This window comes from Sphingobacterium sp. R2 (assembly GCF_040760075.1).
Classification (GTDB): Bacteria; Bacteroidota; Bacteroidia; order Sphingobacteriales; family Sphingobacteriaceae; genus Sphingobacterium.
Genome location: NZ_CP142884.1, coordinates 5278527 through 5296685, shown reverse-complemented (window position 1 = coordinate 5296685; position 18159 = coordinate 5278527). Strand labels below are relative to the sequence as shown.

Here is an 18159-nt window from a genome sequence, read left to right as displayed (position 1 = left end):
GACAAAGGTAGGGATTATTTGTCTATTCTATGAGTAGATTTTCTTTTTATCAATACAGGATCAAGAACAATTTGCTCGATCGTTTCATAAGGACTTTTTTGTTTGACCATTTTCAAAAATAACTTTGCGCATTCTTCCCCCATTTTGTTGGCCTGTTGGTCTATACTGGATAGTGTGGGGGTAATGAAGGAGGAAAAGGTCTGGTTTGCAAAACCGATAACACCCGTTGCTGGAATATCAATATGGGCAGCTTTTAAAGCTTGGATAATCCCTACAGCTGTAAAGTCATCGCCTCCAATGAAGGCATCCGGTTGGATGGCAGATTGTAGAATCTGTTCCGTGCCTTTGATGCCGGCTTCAATGGATAAGTCGCCGCGGATAATAAAATCTTTGCGCGGTGAAATGTTCGCATCCTTTAATGCGGCTTCGAAACCGAGGAACCGATCCTGGAAAATTGCGATCTCTTTGTCAGTTGTAATAAAGGCTATATTTTTGTATCCCTCTTCCAGTAGATGCTGTGTTGCAAGATAACCCGCTTTATAATCGTCGAGTTTTACGACGGGTGCAGGAATATTTTTGTGGGTACGGTCAAACACAACAAGGCATTTGCGCTGGTTGATCACTTCCTGAAAGTGCTGTGTTTCTTGGGTTTCCAGAGACAGAGACGCAATGATACCAGCTACCTGCGCTTCGAGTAAAGTTTTTACGCCATTGACCTCGTCCGCAAAAGATTCATTCGACTGATAGAGCAATAAACTATAATTGTGTTTCTTTAATTCTTTTTCAATGCTGTGTACGGCTTCCGCAAAAAAATGAATTTGCATCGTTGGTACAATCACTCCGATGGTATTGGACTTGCCCGAAGAAAGGGACGAGGCCAGCTTATTGACACTATAATTTAATTCCTTTGCCTTTTCCAGCACTATTTTTCGTGTAGACTCACTGATGGTAGGCACATTGTTCAATGCGCGGGATACAGTGGAGACTGTTACTCCTAGCTCACGGGCGATATCGTAAATGGTTGTTTTTTTATTCACGCTCCAAAGTAAATAATTTTATTAATATTTTGAAAATTCAGAAACATGTCCTACTTTTATGCAACCGGTTGCAAAATGGATGCCGCCGGCGTTTTTTATAACCAATTAGAATTAATTACCATGTATTTGTTAGGTATAGATGTAGGTACTTCTTCTGTGAAAGTTTCAATTGTTGAAGCCTCTTCGCAACGCAAGGTGTGCTCGGTGCAATATCCAGATGTAGAAGCTCCAATAATTACTGTCGAACCCAATTGGGCTGAACAGAATCCGCTCGACTGGTGGGATTACTTCAAACAGGCTTTATTGAAAGCTAATGCATTGGGACTTTACGATCCTAAAGCAATTTCAGCCATTGGAATTGCTTACCAGATGCACGGATTGGTTGTCGTTGATAAAGAGCAGCAGGTGCTACGCAATTCAATTATCTGGTGCGACAGCAGGGCTGTTGAATTGGGTAATATCGCTTTTGAAGAAATCGGGCGGTCTTTTAACTTAAGCCATCATTTGAATTCTCCAGGTAATTTTACGGCGTCAAAGTTGGCCTGGGTCAAAGCAAATGAGCCTGCGGTTTACGAAAAGATAGACAAGATTATGTTGCCGGGAGATTTTATAGCGATGAAGCTGTCGGGACAAGTGACCACCTCCATATCGGCGCTTTCGGAAGGTATATTCTGGGATTTTAAAGCTAATGTTCTGTCGCGGACAATCATGGACTATTATGGTTTTGATGATGATCTCATTCCCGAGATCTTACCTGTCTTTTCAACACATGGTCAGATTAAAGCTACTGTGGCCGAGGAACTCGGTCTGTCTGCTGCTGTGACCATCAATTATAAAGCCGGTGATCAACCTAATAACGCGCTTTCGCTCAATGTGCTACAGCCTGGAGAAGTTGCTGCGACCGCAGGTACTTCTGGTGTGATCTATGGGGTCAGCGACCAGCTGATCGCTGACCGCGAATCACGCGTAAATACATTTGCACATGTGAATTATCGCGAGGACGATATCCGAACAGGCGTATTGCTCTGTATCAATGGAACGGGCATTATGAATAGTTGGGGCAGAAAGATGCTAGGGCGTGATTTGTCGTATGAACAGATCAATGCCATGGCGGGAGCTTCCCCCATCGGCAGCAAAGGACTACAGGTTATTCCATTTGGCAATGGTGCCGAACGCATGCTCAATAACCAAACCGTCGGCGCTTCAATCTCAGCAATAGACTTGAACAGACATGAGACCAGCGATATCTTGCGCGCCATACAAGAAGGAATTGCCTACGCGTTTCGTTACGGCCTGGATATCATGCGCGAGAACAATCTGTATCCGAATATGATTCGTGCAGGTTATGCCAATTTATTCTTGAGCTCTGTTTTCAGAGAGTCATTTGTAGGGGCTACAAACGTTCCTGTAGAGATTTTCAATCATGATGGAAGTATAGGAGCCGCACTCGGCGCAGGAATAGGAAGTGGGTATTATGCAGATTTTAAAGAAGCCTTTCGTTCATTGAAGCCTGTATATACCGTGGAACCCCAGTTCGTAGCGCAATATGAAGAGCATTATCAACAATGGAAAGAATTATTAAACAAACAAATAAATAGCAATTAAAATGAATGTTATCAAAGGGAAAAAAGAATTTTTCAAAGGCGTAGGCCAAATTCAGTTCGAAGGGAAAGACAGCACAAATCCATTGGCTTTCCGCTATTACAACCCGAAGCAACTTGTCGGGGGAAAGACAATGGAAGAGTATTTTAAATTTGCCTGTTCGTACTGGCATTCGTTCAATGGTAACGGATCTGATCCTTTTGGCGGACCGACACATCAGTTTCCATGGGATGAAAGCAGCGACGTAATCAGCAGAGCAAAAGATAAAATGGATGCGGCATTCGAATTTATCAGTAAAATTAATATACCTTATTACTGCTTCCACGACGTAGATTTAGTGGATTATTCGGATAATGTCGTTGAAAATGAAAAACGCCTGTCCACTATTGTTGATTATGCAAAGGAAAAACAACAGGAAAGCGGTATCAAATTGCTTTGGGGAACAGCCAACCTTTTTAGCCATAAGCGTTATATGAATGGGGCGGCGACTAATCCTGATTTTCATGTTCTAGCACATGGTGGCGCTCAGGTAAAGGCAGCATTGGATGCAACAATTGCCCTCGGCGGTGAAAACTATGTGTTCTGGGGCGGAAGAGAGGGTTATATGAGCCTTTTAAATACCAATATGAAACGCGAGCAGGAACATCTTGCGCAGTTTTTGCACATGGCCAAAGATTATGCCCGCAAAAACGGCTTTAAAGGGACTTTCTTTATCGAACCCAAACCATGTGAACCGACAAAACATCAGTACGATTACGATGCGGCTACCGTACTTGGATTCTTACGTCAGTATAATCTTTTGGACGATTTTAAATTAAATTTAGAAGTCAACCACGCGACATTGGCCGGACATACTTTTCAACACGAGTTACAGGTCGCTGTAGATGCCGGTAAATTAGGTTCTATTGACGCCAACCGCGGTGATTATCAAAATGGATGGGATACGGATCAATTTCCAAATGATATCAATGAGTTGACCGAAGCGATGTTGATTATTTTAGAGGGTGGCGGACTCCAAGGTGGAGGTGTGAATTTTGATGCCAAAATCCGTCGGAATTCCACAGATCCCGAAGATTTGTTTTATGCGCATATTGGTGGGATGGATATTTTTGCCCGCGCATTGCTTACAGCAGATCGTATCCTGCAAGACTCGGAATACAAAAAAATACGGGCAGAGCGTTATGCCTCTTTTGATACCGGCCATGGTGCATCATTCGAAGGACAGGCATTGACATTGGAGAACTTAAGAGATTTAGCAGTAGAATTGGGAGAGCCAAAAACGATTAGTGGTAAGCAGGAGTATTTAGAAAATTTGATCAACAGATATATATAGTTCTAAAAATATTTCTATATTAGGCGATCGAATTAAACCAATTACCATTACATGAATAATTATTTAAGCACAAAAGATTACATCGTTTTCCTGATCTACTTTGTCATTGTGGCGGGTTACGGATTATGGGTGTATTATCGCAAGAAATCTGAATCTGTAGGATCTAAAGATTATTTTCTGGCTGAGGGGTCTTTGACCTGGTGGGCTATTGGAGCATCCCTGATTGCATCCAATATATCTGCCGAGCAATTTATCGGTATGAGCGGTTCCGGATTTAAGATGGGATTGGCTATTGCAACGTATGAGTGGATGGCTGCCATCACGCTGATTGTTGTTGCCGTATTTTTTATACCGGTATATCTAAAGAACAAGATTTTTACGATGCCACAGTTTCTCCATAAACGTTATAATGGAACTGTTGCGATGATTATGGCCGTCTTTTGGTTACTGTTATATGTTGTCGTCAATTTGACTTCTATCCTTTATTTGGGGGCAATAGCAGTAAGCAGTATCTCGGGTATCAGTCTTGAAGCGTGTATGTATGCCATAGCAATTTTTGCGGTTATCATTACTTTAGGTGGTATGAAGGTGATTGGCTATACGGATATTATTCAGGTTTTCTTTTTGGTATTGGGCGGTTTGGCGACAACTTATCTCGCCCTCAACCTTGTTTCGGAGCACTATGGCGGATCAGGGGTATTGGAAGGTTATCACTTGATGACCGAAAAGGCTTCCGACCACTTCCATATGATCCTTGATCGTAAAAATGAGAATTACCTCGATTTGCCAGGCTTAACCGTCTTGATCGGAGGGATGTGGATCGTTAATCTCAATTATTGGGGATGTAATCAATACATTACGCAGCGCGCGTTGGGGGCAGATCTTAAAACTGCCCGAAACGGAATTCTGTTTGCAGCATTTTTAAAGTTATTGATGCCTATTATTGTTGTATTGCCGGGTATTGCAGCCTACGTCATGTGGAAAGATGGCTTGTTCCAAAATGAAATGATGCAACATGGTGAGGTCAACCCTGATCATGCGTATCCAGTTTTGTTGAATTTGTTGCCGGCCGGTCTCAAAGGACTGTCTTTCGCCGCATTGACAGCTGCAGTGGTAGCTTCTTTAGCTGGTAAGGCAAACAGTATTGCAACAATCTTCTCCTTGGATATTTACAAAAAAGTATTCAATACCGAAGCATCTGATAAGAAGTTGGTCAATATTGGTAAATTAACTGTTGTGGTTGCCATGATTTTGGGTGTGCTGATTGCTCCACATTTGGGTATTGATAAGAAAGGTGGATTTCAATACATTCAAGAGTATACGGGTTTTGTATCTCCAGGTATTTTTGCGATGTTCATTTTAGGATTCTTCTGGAAGAAAGCAACTTCAAATGCGGCTTTGTTTGCAACAATTGGAGGTTTTATTTTCTCCATTATCTTCAAAAAATTGCCGGATTGGGTCGATCTGTCATTCTTGTCATCGACAGGTTTCTCCGTTCCAAATCCAACAACAGGAGTGTACGAAATTCCATTTTTGGATCGAATGGGATTTGTCTTCGTGATCTGTATTGTCGGTATGATTCTCATTAGTATCATCGACAATAAGCGTGGTGTAGTACCCGCTGGATTGGAAGTTGATACCACGATGTTTAAACCACACCGGGCGTTTTTGGTCATTGCCTTGATCGTGGCGCTGTTGGTTACAGCATTATATTCTATTTATTGGTAAACCAATAGTAAATAAGATTTTAAAAACTCCTATCAATCTCGGTTGATAGGGGTTTTTTGTTTGTTTTAAAAATACCTATCTTGGTTTCACTAAAACCATTTCTTAACGAAAGATTGCTTAACGAAAGATTGCTGCTATGAAAAGAAGATGCCCCTTGCTACTGATGACGCTGTTTGGATTGCTTACTACCTGTACGCCGATGCTGAGTTCCGCCCAGCGTACACAGAAACCACCGTTACATGGAAAACATTGGATGGCTATTACGGGTAAGCCTTTGGCAGCTACTGCGGGTGCCCAGCTATTCCAGCAAGGGGGAAATGCGGTGGACGCTGCTTGTGCCATGCTCGCAGCAACCTGTACGATGTGGGATGTATTGAGTTGGGGCGGAGAGACACAAGCGTTAATTTATCATCCGAAGTTAAAAAAGGTGATTGCCATTAATGCATTGGGAGTAGCACCAACTGGAGCGACAGTCGATTTTTTTAGATCAAAGGGCTATGAATTTCCACCGGAATATGGTCCCCTTGCTGCGGTTACTCCGGGTACACCCGGCGGATTGTGCTATATGTTGGCGCAATATGGAACGAAAAGTCTTGCAGAGGTATTGGCTCCTGCTCTTGAAATGGCTTCGGGTTATCCCATTGATGCACAAACAGCAACAAGTATCGAGCGAGGGAAAGACCGTATTAAAGAATGGCCCTACAGTAAAAAGGTGTTTTTAGTGCATGAAGGGAAATCTTGGGAAGCGCCCCAAGCGGGAGAGGTTTTTGTGCAGCAAGATCTGCATAAGACCCTGTCCAAATTGGTAGAAGCGGAAAAGAAGGCGCTAGCAGCGGGAAAAGACAGGAAAGCTGCAATCATGGCTGCCTATGAACGCTTTTATACCGGCGATATTGCAGATGAATTTGTCCGTGGCAGTAAGGAGCAAGGTGGCTTAATCACGAAAGCAGACTTGGCCAATTGGAAACCTATTGAGGAGGAACCATTGCATGTCGATTATAAGGGCATTGACGTGTATAAATTACAAGAATGGACCCAAGGTCCAGCCATGCTGCAGAGTCTGCAGATGCTGAAAAACTTTGATCTAAAGGCAATGGGCTATAATTCTGCTTCTTATATTCATACACTCTATCAGGTGATGAACTTAGCCTTTGCCGATCGGGATTTTTATTATGGTGATCCCTACGGTACACCGAAGACACCTATTCAAGGTCTTTTGCATCAGTCTTACGCTAAGGCGAGGACCACAACCATTGATCTTAAGCAAAATAACCCGAATGTACTTCCAGGAGACCCATACCCCTATGAAGGTAAGCAGAACCCGTATTTGTCTTTACTGGAGCAGCGTCGGCAGCAGTTTGAACCGAACACTGAAGTGAAAAATGATTTTGTCCCTAAACATGACGCACGCTCAAGTTCGTCTGTGAAGGACTTGTCGGCGGCGGCGCTTGTGGCTTCGCTATCCGTTGATAGTGCATATATGGACCGCTTATTACGGGGAACCACCAGCGTTGAGGCAGCAGACGCCGAAGGCTGGGTTGTTTCGATCACACCAAGTGGCGGCTGGCTACCTGCCTGTATCGCCGGGAATACCGGAGTGGGTATGAGTCAGCGTTTACAGAGTTTTGTATTGGATTCACTGATTAATCCGTTCAATGTGGTCGAACCCGGCAAAAGACCGCGTGTAACACTTAGTCCGTCAATGGCTTTAAAAAATGGGAAACCTTACCTTTCTTTCGCCGTGCAGGGCGGAGATACACAAGACCAAAACCTATTGCAGTTTTTCTTGAATATGGTCGAGTTTGGTATGACGCCACAACAAGCCAGCGAGGCGGCCAATATCAATAGCAATCAGCTTTGGCTTTCGCTGGGTGGAACCAAGACCGATGATCGAAAACCACGCTCAGGTAGCCTGCTATTGGATAAAACTACAGCACCGGCAATTATTGAACAATTAAAGGGTATGGGCTACAGTATTCAGCTAGGCGAGCGTACCAGCGGACCGATCAACGCTATTTATTTCGACGAACAGCACCACACGCTTTGGGGGGGTAGTAGCAACAATGGGGAGGATTACGGCATCGGTTGGTAACCTGTACTGTTGTTTAAAAGGCTAGCCTTAAGTTTTGTTATCTCCGGGCTATTTGTTATCTTACCTACTGATCGAAAATTGATTTTTGTTATGGAGGGTAGTGTCAATAAATATTCGTTTGTTTTTCAACCTGATGAAGCTGGTATTGTTTTCGTGGATGGTTTGAAGCGACGCTTACGTGCGTCGTTGGCCGAACTATTTCCCGACAAAAACAAAGGCTGGTACCGCAGTTGTAATGCCAAAGCTCATGTCACGATATGTGCTGTCGAGGCCGGGGAGAGTGAACTGGCCAGAGCTGTCGAGGCTTTGCAGGAAACCTTGGTGTACGAACGGAGCCAGTATGTTTACTTTGATCATTTTTCGTCTTTTTCTGGAGGTGCCTTTGTTATCGCGCCGACGGTACATGCGCGCAGTTACCTTAAGGATCGCGCGAGAAAGGTTGTGCAGACCTTAACGGAGTTTGATTTGATCGATATTAGCGACGAACCTCATATCTCAATCGGGCGGCAGCTTGAGCCAGAATGGCTCGAGATCGCCAAGCAGCAATTCAGATCGGTTGACCTAAGCTTTATGTGCAAGGGTGTTCATGTGCGAGAGTTTAAACCGGATTTAGGCCAGTACGAAACCATCGATTTTATACCATTTGGCAACCAGTCAAAAGAGAATTCAGGCCAGCTCGCATTTAAATTCTAATTATATCACTGTTTAATTGCCAAATCGTTTAAAGCTTTTTATCTTTAAGCCAGACAATAGACGATATTGCACTTACAGTACCTTATGCATTACGACGAATCCCATCATAAATCCCTTTCTGATATCCACGAAAGTGTAGATGTCAATAAAGGAAAATCCAAATTTAAAAAGATACTTAGTTTCTTTGGGCCTGCTTATCTCATTAGTGTAGGATATATGGATCCAGGTAACTGGGCAACGGATCTTGCCGGGGGGAGCCAATTTGGCTATACCCTGATCTGGGTTTTACTGATGAGTAATATCATGGCCTTAGTGCTCCAGAATTTATGTGCACGGCTTGGTATTGTGCGCGGCAAAGATCTTGCGCAGTGTAATCGGGAGACCTATCCTAAGCGGATGAATTTTGTGTTGTATGTGCTCGCTGAAATTGCCATCGCAGCCTGTGACCTGGCCGAAGTGCTGGGTATGGCCATCGGTCTTAACCTACTTTTTGGTATTGATCTGATCTGGGGTGTCATGATCAGTTTTGCAGATACTTTCTTATTGCTTTATCTCCAGAAGCTGGGGATGCGAAAAATGGAACTTTTTATCATAGGACTGATCGCACTTATTGGCATGTGCTTTATGGTGGAAATGTTTTTGGCTAAACCAGATTTTGCAGAGGTGGCCACCGGATTTATACCCAGTATCCCCAATAGTGCCGCACTCTATATCGCTATAGGTATTATCGGTGCAACGGTCATGCCACATAATCTGTATCTGCATTCGGCACTTGTGCAGACACGGAAAATTGATCGCGATGACAGCTCCATCCGAAAATCGTTAAAATATAATTTTTGGGATAGTGCCATTGCTTTAAATCTGGCATTTCTTGTGAATGCGGCGATTTTGATCCTTGCAGCATCTGTTTTTCATAAGAACGGTAGGCATGACGTGGCCGAACTCGAAGATGCGTATCATCTATTGGGGAATCTGCTCGGAACGGAATGGGCATCGAAATTGTTTGCTGCCGCATTGATTCTCGCGGGGCAGAGCTCTACCGTGACAGGTACTTTAGCTGGCCAGATTGTCATGGAGGGATATCTACGCTTGCGTATTAGCCCCACTTTACGGAGGATTATTACCCGGCTGTTGGCCATTATTCCAGCGATATTGGTTATCCTGATTTCGGGTGAAGGCCGCGTGGGGCAGCTCCTCATCTTTAGCCAGGTCATATTGAGTATGCAACTTGCCTTTGCAGTTATTCCGTTGATCCATTTTGTAAGCGATAAAGTAACCATGGGTGACTATGCAATCAAGCCGTTAACAAAGGCCGTGGCCTGGCTGATTGCTGCCATTATCGCTGTGCTGAACCTGAAATTGGTGTACGACGAAGTGGTCGGCTGGATTGGCGAAGCCAATAATATTGTGGTAACGGTGGTACTGATAATGGGCGCCGTGGGGTTGTTTGCTTTGCTGGTCATGACGGTATTGTATCCAATCTTACTAAAATCTAAAGCGATAGATCTGGAGGTCCATCCTCCATTTGAGGCGTTGCATGTTGAACATAAAGGCTCCTTCAAGAAGGTCGTTATTGCGTTGGACTTTTCAAGTTCGGATCAGAAGATCATTGAATATGCTTTGCAGCTATCTCATAAAGACACCGCGTTTGTCGTGGTACATATTGTTGAGAGCGCCTCTGTAAAATATACCGGAGAGTCGACAGATGATTTCGAATCACGTCAGGACTTAGCGCGTCTGAAATTATATGCTGACTTTCTTGTGTCGAGAGGGCATCCGACAGCATACGAATTGGGCTATAATAACCGGATCAAGAGTATCGCAGCAGTTTGTGAAAAACATGCAGCTGATCTGTTGGTTGTCGGTAGTCATGGGCACAGCGGTTTGAAAGATTTTATCTTTGGAGAGACAGTCAACAAATTGCGACATGCAGTAAAAGTACCTGTTTTTATTGCGAAATAGGTCGTCAGATGCTGTGACGAACACCCTCTGTCTACTCACTGTAATTTTATTACTTAAAAAGTGAGCCGGTAGATCGCTAAGTGCCAAATAATGCTTACTTTTGCGACATCAAATCAAGATATGAGCGACGCTATTAAACACGAGTGCGGAATCGCACTAATTCGCCTGTTAAAACCCTTATCTTATTATCAGGAAAAATATGGTACGCCATTTTATGGCATCAACAAATTGTACCTATTAATGGAAAAACAGCACAACCGTGGACAAGACGGTGCTGGGATTGCAACCATTAAATTTGATGTAAAACCTGGAAATCGTTACATTTCGCGTTACAGAGCTATGGGCTCAACTGCCGTGGCAGACATATTCGAATATGTGCAGAAAAAATTCGCTTCCGTTCAGAAAGCGTTTCCAGAGGAGTCAAAAGATACCCAATGGTTAAAGGATAATGTAAGTTTTACCGGAGAAGTACTTTTAGGACATTTGCGCTATGGAACACATGGCAAGAACAGTATCGAAAGCTGTCACCCGTTTTTAAGACAAAACAACTGGATGTCTCGCAATTTGGTTGTAGCGGGTAACTTCAACATGACCAATGTGGACGAATTGTTGCAGCAGCTATACGAGTTGGGACAGCATCCGAAAGAAAAGGCAGATACGGTGACTGTTTTGGAAAAAATCGGTCATTTTCTGGATGATGAAAATCAAGATCTATTTGATCAATTCAAAAAAGAAGGTTATTCTAATGTTGAAATCAGCTCGCTGATCGCTAAAAATATTGATGTATCAAAAATTTTGAAGCGTTCGGCCAAAACGTGGGATGGTGGTTACACCATAGCAGGTATCTTTGGCCACGGCGATGCGTTTGTTATGCGCGATCCGGCAGGTATCCGTCCAGCGTTTTATTACCAGGACGAGGAAATTCTGGTGGTCGCATCAGAAAGACCTGTTATCCAGACAGCATTTAATATCCCTATTGGTGCTGTGAAGGAAATTAAACCGGGTCATGCCCTGATTGCCAAAAAGGATGGTACCGTATCCCAAGAGATGTTTAGACAACCCGTAGAACAGCGTTCTTGTTCTTTCGAAAGGATTTATTTCTCCCGTGGATCGGATGCTGATATCTATCAAGAACGTAAAGAATTGGGAAGATTACTGGTACCTCAAGTATTGGAATCTGTCAAAAATAATATCAAAAATACCGTATTCTCATTTATTCCAAATACTGCAGAAGTATCTTACTATGGTTTAATGGATGGTATTAATACCTATGTTCGTGAGTTTCAAAAAGAAACTTTACTGAATCGTTCAGAAAAGATTTCTGATGAAGAGTTGGACGAAATCTTGAGTATTAAACCTCGTTTTGAAAAGCTCAACGTGAAGGATGCCAAGTTGCGTACATTCATTACGCAGGACGCAGACCGTACGGATATGGTGCAGCACGTCTATGATACCACTTACGGTATCGTAAAAGATCATGAAGATACGATTGTTGCCATTGATGACTCGATCGTTCGGGGAACAACATTAAAACAAAGTATTCTAACGATCTTAGACCGTCTGAATCCGAAAAAAATCGTCATTGTTTCTTCTGCCCCGCAGATTCGTTATCCCGATTGTTATGGTATTGATATGTCGCGTATGGGTGAATTTGTCGCATTCGAAGCAGCAATCAATCTCTTGAAACAACGTGGTATGGCACATGTTATCGATGAGGTTTATCAGAAGTGTGTGTTGTCGATGACCCAGGATGTCAATGAGATTGAGAATTATGTCAAAGCGATCTATGCGCCGTTTACTGATGAGGAGATCTCAGAAGAAATTGCTCGTATCGTCAGACCGCACCATCTCAAAGCTGAACTGGAGGTTGTGTACCAAACCCTGGACAATTTACACCGAGCTTGCCCAGACCATAAGGGTGATTGGTATTTTTCAGGCGATTATCCTACACCTGGTGGAAACAAGGTTGTCAACAAAGCGTATATGAACTGGATTGAAGGAAAGAATGTGAGAGCATATTTCAGTAATTAAGTTCAAAAATATCATTGGAAGGGATGCATTTATGCATCCCTTTTTTTTATCTTCGTACTCGGAAAATTCTGAATCCTAAATTAAAATACCGATCAATAGCAAAGGGAATTGCTGTCAATAAATAAACCGATCATGAAACATATTTTTAAGAGCCTCTATTTTCAAGTTGTGCTGGGTATACTGTTGGGTATCATCTGTGGAATCTACTACCCTGACTTTGCTGTTAAGCTAAAGCCGTTGGGCGATGCTTTTATAAAACTGATCAAGATGGTCATTGCGCCATTGATTTTTAGTTCCATTGTGATCGGTATCGCTGGAATGCAGGATACAAAAAAAGTGGGAAAAATCGGCTTGACTTCGATTATCTATTTCGAAATTATGACCACCATCGCCCTGATCATTGGTCTGGTCTTTGTCAATTGGATACAGCCCGGGACCGGGATGAATGCCGATCCGGCAAGTCTTGATGTATCTTCGGTATCCCATTACATTTCAGAGTCCAAAGAACCGCATAGTTTTATGGATTTCATCATCGGAATTATTCCAAGTAACGTCATTGCTGCGGTAGCTTCAGACAACATGTTGCAGGTGCTCGTATTTGCAGTCCTGTTTGGTATTGGTATGACCAAGATAGGGCAAAAAGCGTCCGAGCCTGTGCTCAATGTATTGCAGTCGTTTCTGAAGGTGCTTTTTTCCATTATCAAAATGATCATGTATCTCGCGCCGATTGGCGCAATGGGGGCCATGGGCTTTACGATCGGTAAGTTTGGCATTCAGGCTTTATCTAAACTCGGTATGTTGATGGTAAGTTTCTACCTGACCTGTTTTATCTTTGTGATTATTGTCATCGGAGCAGTATTGTATTTTTATCTCAAGGTAAACGTATTTAAGTTTTTAAAATATATTAAAGAGGAAATTCTGATTGTATTGGGAACTTCGTCCTCCGAGTCGGCATTGCCTGGTATCATGCAAAAGATGGAAGATGCCGGCTGTGCAAAACCTGTTGTCGGGCTGGTCATTCCTACGGGCTATTCTTTCAATCTGGATGGGACAAGTATCTATCTGACGATGGCCGCGGTCTTTATTTCACAGGCGCTCAATATGCACCTCAGCTTGGAACAGGAAATTACGCTATTATTGGTCCTGCTGTTAACTTCCAAGGGAGCAGCCGGTGTTACCGGAAGTGGTTTTGTTACCCTTGCTGCAACATTACCGGTTGTTGGCCATGTCCCAGTAGAGTCGGTCGCCTTGATCTTTGGCGTAGACCGTTTTATGAGTGAAGCCCGGGCAATAACCAATTTAATCGGAAATTCAGCGGCAACGCTGGTGATTTCTAAATATGAAAACAGTTTGGATGAGGAGATCCTGCACGAAAAGCTGGGCTCAAAAAAATAAAAAAGCCCGGAAAAACATATTTCCGGGCCATTTTTAATCCATGATCATTTGAGAATTGGCTAATTCTCTTTTTTTGTATTTTCTACATCTTGCGCCAAATTGATGGCACCGATTACTTTTTCTTCCAAGAGGGCGAGTTTGATCACCTGAGCCATTTCAGTCACATAGTGGAACTCCATGTCTTTGATATAATCTTCTTTGATCTCCAAAATATCTTTTTCATTCGATTTGCAAAGGATAATATCCTTGATATTCGCGCGTTTAGCAGCAAGAATTTTCTCCTTGATACCGCCAACAGGCAACACCTTTCCACGCAGGGTGATTTCACCTGTCATGGCTAATTTTTCCTTCACTTTGCGTTGCGTAAAGAGTGATGTCAGCGCGGTGAGCATGGTGATACCTGCCGAAGGACCATCTTTTGGAATCGACCCCGCAGGAACGTGAATGTGAATATCCCAATGGTCAAATACACGATAGTCTATTCCGAAATCAGAAGCATGCGCTTTGAGGTATGCCAGTGCAATTGACGCAGATTCTTTCATCACATCGCCCAGATTACCCGTCAGGCTCAAACGGCCTTTTCCCGGACTCAGTGAAGACTCTATAAACAAGATGTCGCCGCCTACAGACGTCCAGGCCAGTCCAGTCACCACCCCAGCCACATTGTTATTTTCATACATGTCCTTATCAAATATCGGCGCACCCAGGATATCGATCAGGTCTTGTTCACTGATATTTGGATTGTAATCTTTTTCCATGACGATACGTGTTGCAATACCACGGACGATGGAACCAATCTTTTTTTCCAATCCACGTACGCCAGACTCACGTGTGTAGTCCTCGATTATTTTTTCGATAATTTTACCTTTTAAGCTGACATTCTTTGAAGCCATCCCATGCATTTCCCGCTGTTTTGGCAAAAGGTGCTTTTTGGCAATTTCGATTTTCTCTTCGATGGTGTATCCATTTACTTCAATAATCTCCATCCGATCCAATAAAGCTGGCTGAATGGAACTCAATGAATTGGCTGTTGCAATAAACATCACTTTGGAAAGGTCAAACTCCATTTCCACATAGTGATCATAGAAATGCGTGTTTTGTTCGGGGTCCAATACCTCCAATAAGGCCGAAGAAGGATCTCCTTTAAAATCTGCACTCATCTTATCGATTTCGTCCAAAATAAAGACAGGGTTTGCTGCCCCGGCTTTTTTCAACGATTGAATGATACGGCCGGGCATTGCTCCGATGTATGTTTTGCGGTGACCTCGGATTTCTGATTCATCGCGTACGCCACCTAGCGCCATGCGAGTATATTTACGGCCCAGTGCTTTGGCGATAGATCTTCCCAACGATGTCTTGCCCACTCCCGGAGGACCTACTAAACAAAGAATAGGAGCCTTCATATCATTTTTTAATTTTAATACCGCAAGGTATTCAATGATACGTTTTTTTACTTTCTCCAGTCCGTAATGGTCTTTATCGAGTACTTTTTGTGCTTTGTTTAAGTCAAAATTATCTTTTGTTGTTTCATTCCAGGGCAGGTCCAAAAGAAGCTCAAGGTAATTGAGCTGTACCGAATAATCTGCAGCAGCAGGGTTAATGCGGGAGAGCTTCTCCAGTTCCTTTGTAAAATGTTTTTCAACTTCAAGACTCCACTTCTTTGACTTACCGCGTTTTTTAAGCTCTTCTAATTCAAGATCAGGCGTATTTCCGCCCAGCTCTTCCTGAATCGTTTTCAGCTGTTGGTTTAAGAAATAATCGCGTTGCTGTTTGTCAAGATCCACACGTACTTTATTCTGAATCTGGTGCTTTAGTTCCAGCATCTGGATTTCAGTAGTCAACAGCTCCAATAAAAGTTTGGCGCGGTTTTCTACTTTTGGTATTTGAAGCAGCTCCTGTTTCCTTGTCATTTCGACATTGATATTCGACGAAATGAAGTTGATCAGAAAAGAAGGGCTTTCAATATTTTTGATAGCAATACCAGCTTCACTCGGTAAGTTTGGCGACAGTTGGATGATCTGCAGCGCCATTTCTTTTAAAGTGGAAATTGTCGCTTTGAAGTGCTTGGTCATCTTCGGCTTTGCCTCGTTGAATTTCTCGACGCGTGCCTTTAAATAAGGCTCAGTTTCGACAATTTCCAACAAGTTGAACCGTTGTTTTCCCTGGATGATGACGGTGGTATTACCATCAGGCATTTGGAGTACTTTAATGATATGAGCTACCGTGCCCACTTTATTTAATTCTTCAAATCCTGGATCCTCAACGGTCATATCCTTTTGAGAAACGACACCGATAGTCTTGCTGCCCTTATAGGCTTCTTTGACCAATTTGATGGATTTATCTCTACCGACGGTAATTGGAATAACAACGCCGGGAAATAATACGGTATTACGTAAAGGCAAAATTGACAATGCTTCTGGAATTTCAGCATTCGCCATATTATCTTCATCCTCTTGCGTAAGTAAGGGAAAGAATTCGGTATCCTCTGCAACGATTGGAATTGCTTGACTGAAATCAAAAGTTTCGAATTTGCTCATAGTGTTTATTTTGTGTATTTGGCAGTCGCTGACATGTTGACGGCAGACTTTCAAATTTTAAGCTTCTAATAATGTTTCTCCTGTAATGCAAGGGGAGTGCCAATTGCTAGAAGTCAGCAAAATTACAAATCTATTTTCCAGAATAGGAAAAAAAGGCAGGTTAAATAAAATTTATCTGCCATTTATTGGAGAAATAGGCATAATAATTGTAATATTGGAATGTGAAAAAGCACTGATGGCAGTTTCTGATGTTAGGGAAATGGCACGGAGGCTATTTTCAGAGACGTAGAAAGGATCGCAGGCGATCATTATGAAGTGAATATAAAAAAGTAACTATTTAGATATGAATTTAAAATCATTTAAATTGGGTTTGTTTACTGGGGTTTTTGCCTTAGTTGCTTTTAGCGCAAATGCACAACAACCAAAACAGGCCGAACATAGCAACGCTAATGTGAGAATGGGGCAAAAAGCTCTTTTGGATGGTGATTTCAAGAATGCCGAGTCATACTTGACAAAAGCACTGCCTCAAGAAGGAAAAGATCCGGATGTATTATATATGTTGGGTTATTCCCAGTTTCAAAATGGTGACTATAAAAAATCAGCAGAAACTTTTGGTAAAGTCGTTGCGTTAAATGGTAAAAATGCCAATGCTTTATATTTCAAAGCAAAAGCAACTAACAACCTTGCCGTTCAATCGGCAAATAAAGCTTCAGTGGCAAATAAAGAACAGTTATTGAAAGGCGCTATCGAAGATTATACAAAGGCAATTGCCATTACACCAAACGATTCCAAATTCTATCAGAATAGAGCGATTGCTAATCGTGACTTAGGTATTTTGATTGGCACAGCAGGCACGCCAAACTATAATAAGGCGATGGCAACCGATGCCTATAATAATGCGATCAAAGATTATGAAAAAGTATTAAGCTTTGATTCGTCTAAGAAAGACATCCAAACCGAAATCAAAAAAGCAAAAGTATATAGAGATAATTTAAAATAGTATCACTAGTACGTATAGAGAGGGAATTCCAGAAGGGATTCCCTTTTTTTTGTCTAAAATTTTACCGCTTTATGGGGTAAAAATAAATTGGTCCACTATTTTTTATTTATCAATATAAAAACGAAAGACGGTGTTATTCTGTTATTATTCTAAATCAAAAAAGGAATAAGTATGGAAACGAATCGATTGTCAAAAGAAATGCAAGAAACTTTAATCAAGCAAATGACTAAGGAAGCTGAAGCAGCACAGATTTATTTGGCATTAGGGGTCTGGGCAGATGATCAGGGTTATGGTGGAGTGGCCAATTTCCTGTATAGACATGCACAGGAAGAGCGTAACCACATGACAAAGATTATGGGGTATATTCTGGAGCGGGGTGGCCGGCCAAGAATTGAAGCCATTGCACAACCTCCAGCAGATCCGCAAACGTTGACAGAATGTTTTAACCGTGTTTTCAAACACGAAGTAGATAATACCGAAGCGATTTATAACATCGTCAATCTAGCGATGGCGGAGAAAGATTGGGCAACGTGGAATTTTGCACAATGGTTTGTGAAAGAACAGATCGAAGAAGAGAAGCTAGCGCTTGAATTGATTGATAAATTGAAAATTGCCGGTGGAGACCGTGCTTCGGACGAATCATTATTTGCTTTAGATTCTTCTTTGGAAGCTATGCCAGACGAAGTGACGCTAGCAAGAGAAGCAACTGCTGACGATCCTAAATAACACTAAACTGTATAAAAAAAATG

The 18159-nt window shown here is 42.4% G+C and carries 12 protein-coding genes; 10 read left to right on the top strand and 2 right to left on the bottom strand.

What is annotated here, in order from left to right; all coding sequences use genetic code 11:
• Positions 1–14 precede the first annotated feature (14 nt).
• The gene (locus VXM68_RS22140; protein WP_293952016.1) at positions 15–1037 is read right to left on the bottom strand and encodes a LacI family DNA-binding transcriptional regulator; all 1023 of its coding nucleotides are present in this window, start codon (positions 1035–1037) and stop codon (positions 15–17) included.
• Between the two features lie 120 nt (positions 1038–1157).
• Here VXM68_RS22140 and VXM68_RS22135 point away from each other — a divergent pair, with 120 nt between their 5' ends.
• From VXM68_RS22135 to dctA, 8 genes are all read left to right on the top strand, one after another.
• Positions 1158–2642 carry a xylulokinase gene (locus VXM68_RS22135; RefSeq protein ID WP_367211317.1) on the top strand — a complete coding sequence of 495 codons (1485 nt, stop codon included), beginning with the start codon at positions 1158–1160 and terminating at the stop codon, positions 2640–2642.
• Between the two features lies 1 nt (position 2643).
• Positions 2644–3972, top strand: a complete 1329-nt coding sequence (gene xylA, locus VXM68_RS22130; protein WP_293952018.1) for a xylose isomerase — start codon at positions 2644–2646, stop codon at positions 3970–3972.
• 51 nt (positions 3973–4023) lie between these two features.
• Positions 4024–5700: a sodium/sugar symporter gene (locus VXM68_RS22125; protein WP_293952021.1), complete on the top strand. Its 1677-nt coding sequence runs from the start codon at positions 4024–4026 to the stop codon at positions 5698–5700.
• A 136-nt stretch (positions 5701–5836) separates the two neighbouring features.
• A complete protein-coding gene (locus VXM68_RS22120) occupies positions 5837–7792 on the top strand; it encodes a gamma-glutamyltransferase (protein ID WP_312331840.1) in 1956 nt (651 codons plus the stop codon).
• Between the two features lie 9 nt (positions 7793–7801).
• On the top strand, positions 7802–8485 hold the full coding sequence (locus VXM68_RS22115) for a 2'-5' RNA ligase family protein (RefSeq protein ID WP_367210087.1): 684 nt from the start codon (positions 7802–7804) through the stop codon (positions 8483–8485).
• A gap of 84 nt (positions 8486–8569) precedes the next feature.
• Positions 8570–10447, top strand: coding sequence for an Nramp family divalent metal transporter (locus tag VXM68_RS22110; RefSeq protein WP_367210086.1), 1878 nt, complete (start codon positions 8570–8572; stop codon positions 10445–10447).
• A gap of 120 nt (positions 10448–10567) precedes the next feature.
• A complete protein-coding gene (locus tag VXM68_RS22105; RefSeq protein ID WP_367211316.1) occupies positions 10568–12478 on the top strand; it encodes an amidophosphoribosyltransferase in 1911 nt (636 codons plus the stop codon).
• 132 nt (positions 12479–12610) lie between these two features.
• Positions 12611–13873: a C4-dicarboxylate transporter DctA gene (gene dctA / locus VXM68_RS22100; protein WP_367210085.1), complete on the top strand. Its 1263-nt coding sequence runs from the start codon at positions 12611–12613 to the stop codon at positions 13871–13873.
• A gap of 59 nt (positions 13874–13932) precedes the next feature.
• On the opposite strand, the gene lon is transcribed toward dctA, so the two are convergent.
• Positions 13933–16410, bottom strand: coding sequence for an endopeptidase La (gene lon, locus VXM68_RS22095; protein ID WP_293952037.1), 2478 nt, complete (start codon positions 16408–16410; stop codon positions 13933–13935).
• Between the two features lie 343 nt (positions 16411–16753).
• Between lon and VXM68_RS22090 the strand changes: the two genes are divergently transcribed.
• Both VXM68_RS22090 and VXM68_RS22085 read left to right on the top strand, forming a co-directional pair.
• Positions 16754–17410, top strand: coding sequence for a tetratricopeptide repeat protein (locus VXM68_RS22090; RefSeq protein WP_293952039.1), 657 nt, complete (start codon positions 16754–16756; stop codon positions 17408–17410).
• Between the two features lie 171 nt (positions 17411–17581).
• Positions 17582–18136, top strand: coding sequence for a ferritin (locus tag VXM68_RS22085; protein ID WP_293879461.1), 555 nt, complete (start codon positions 17582–17584; stop codon positions 18134–18136).
• Positions 18137–18159: the final 23 nt, after the last annotated feature.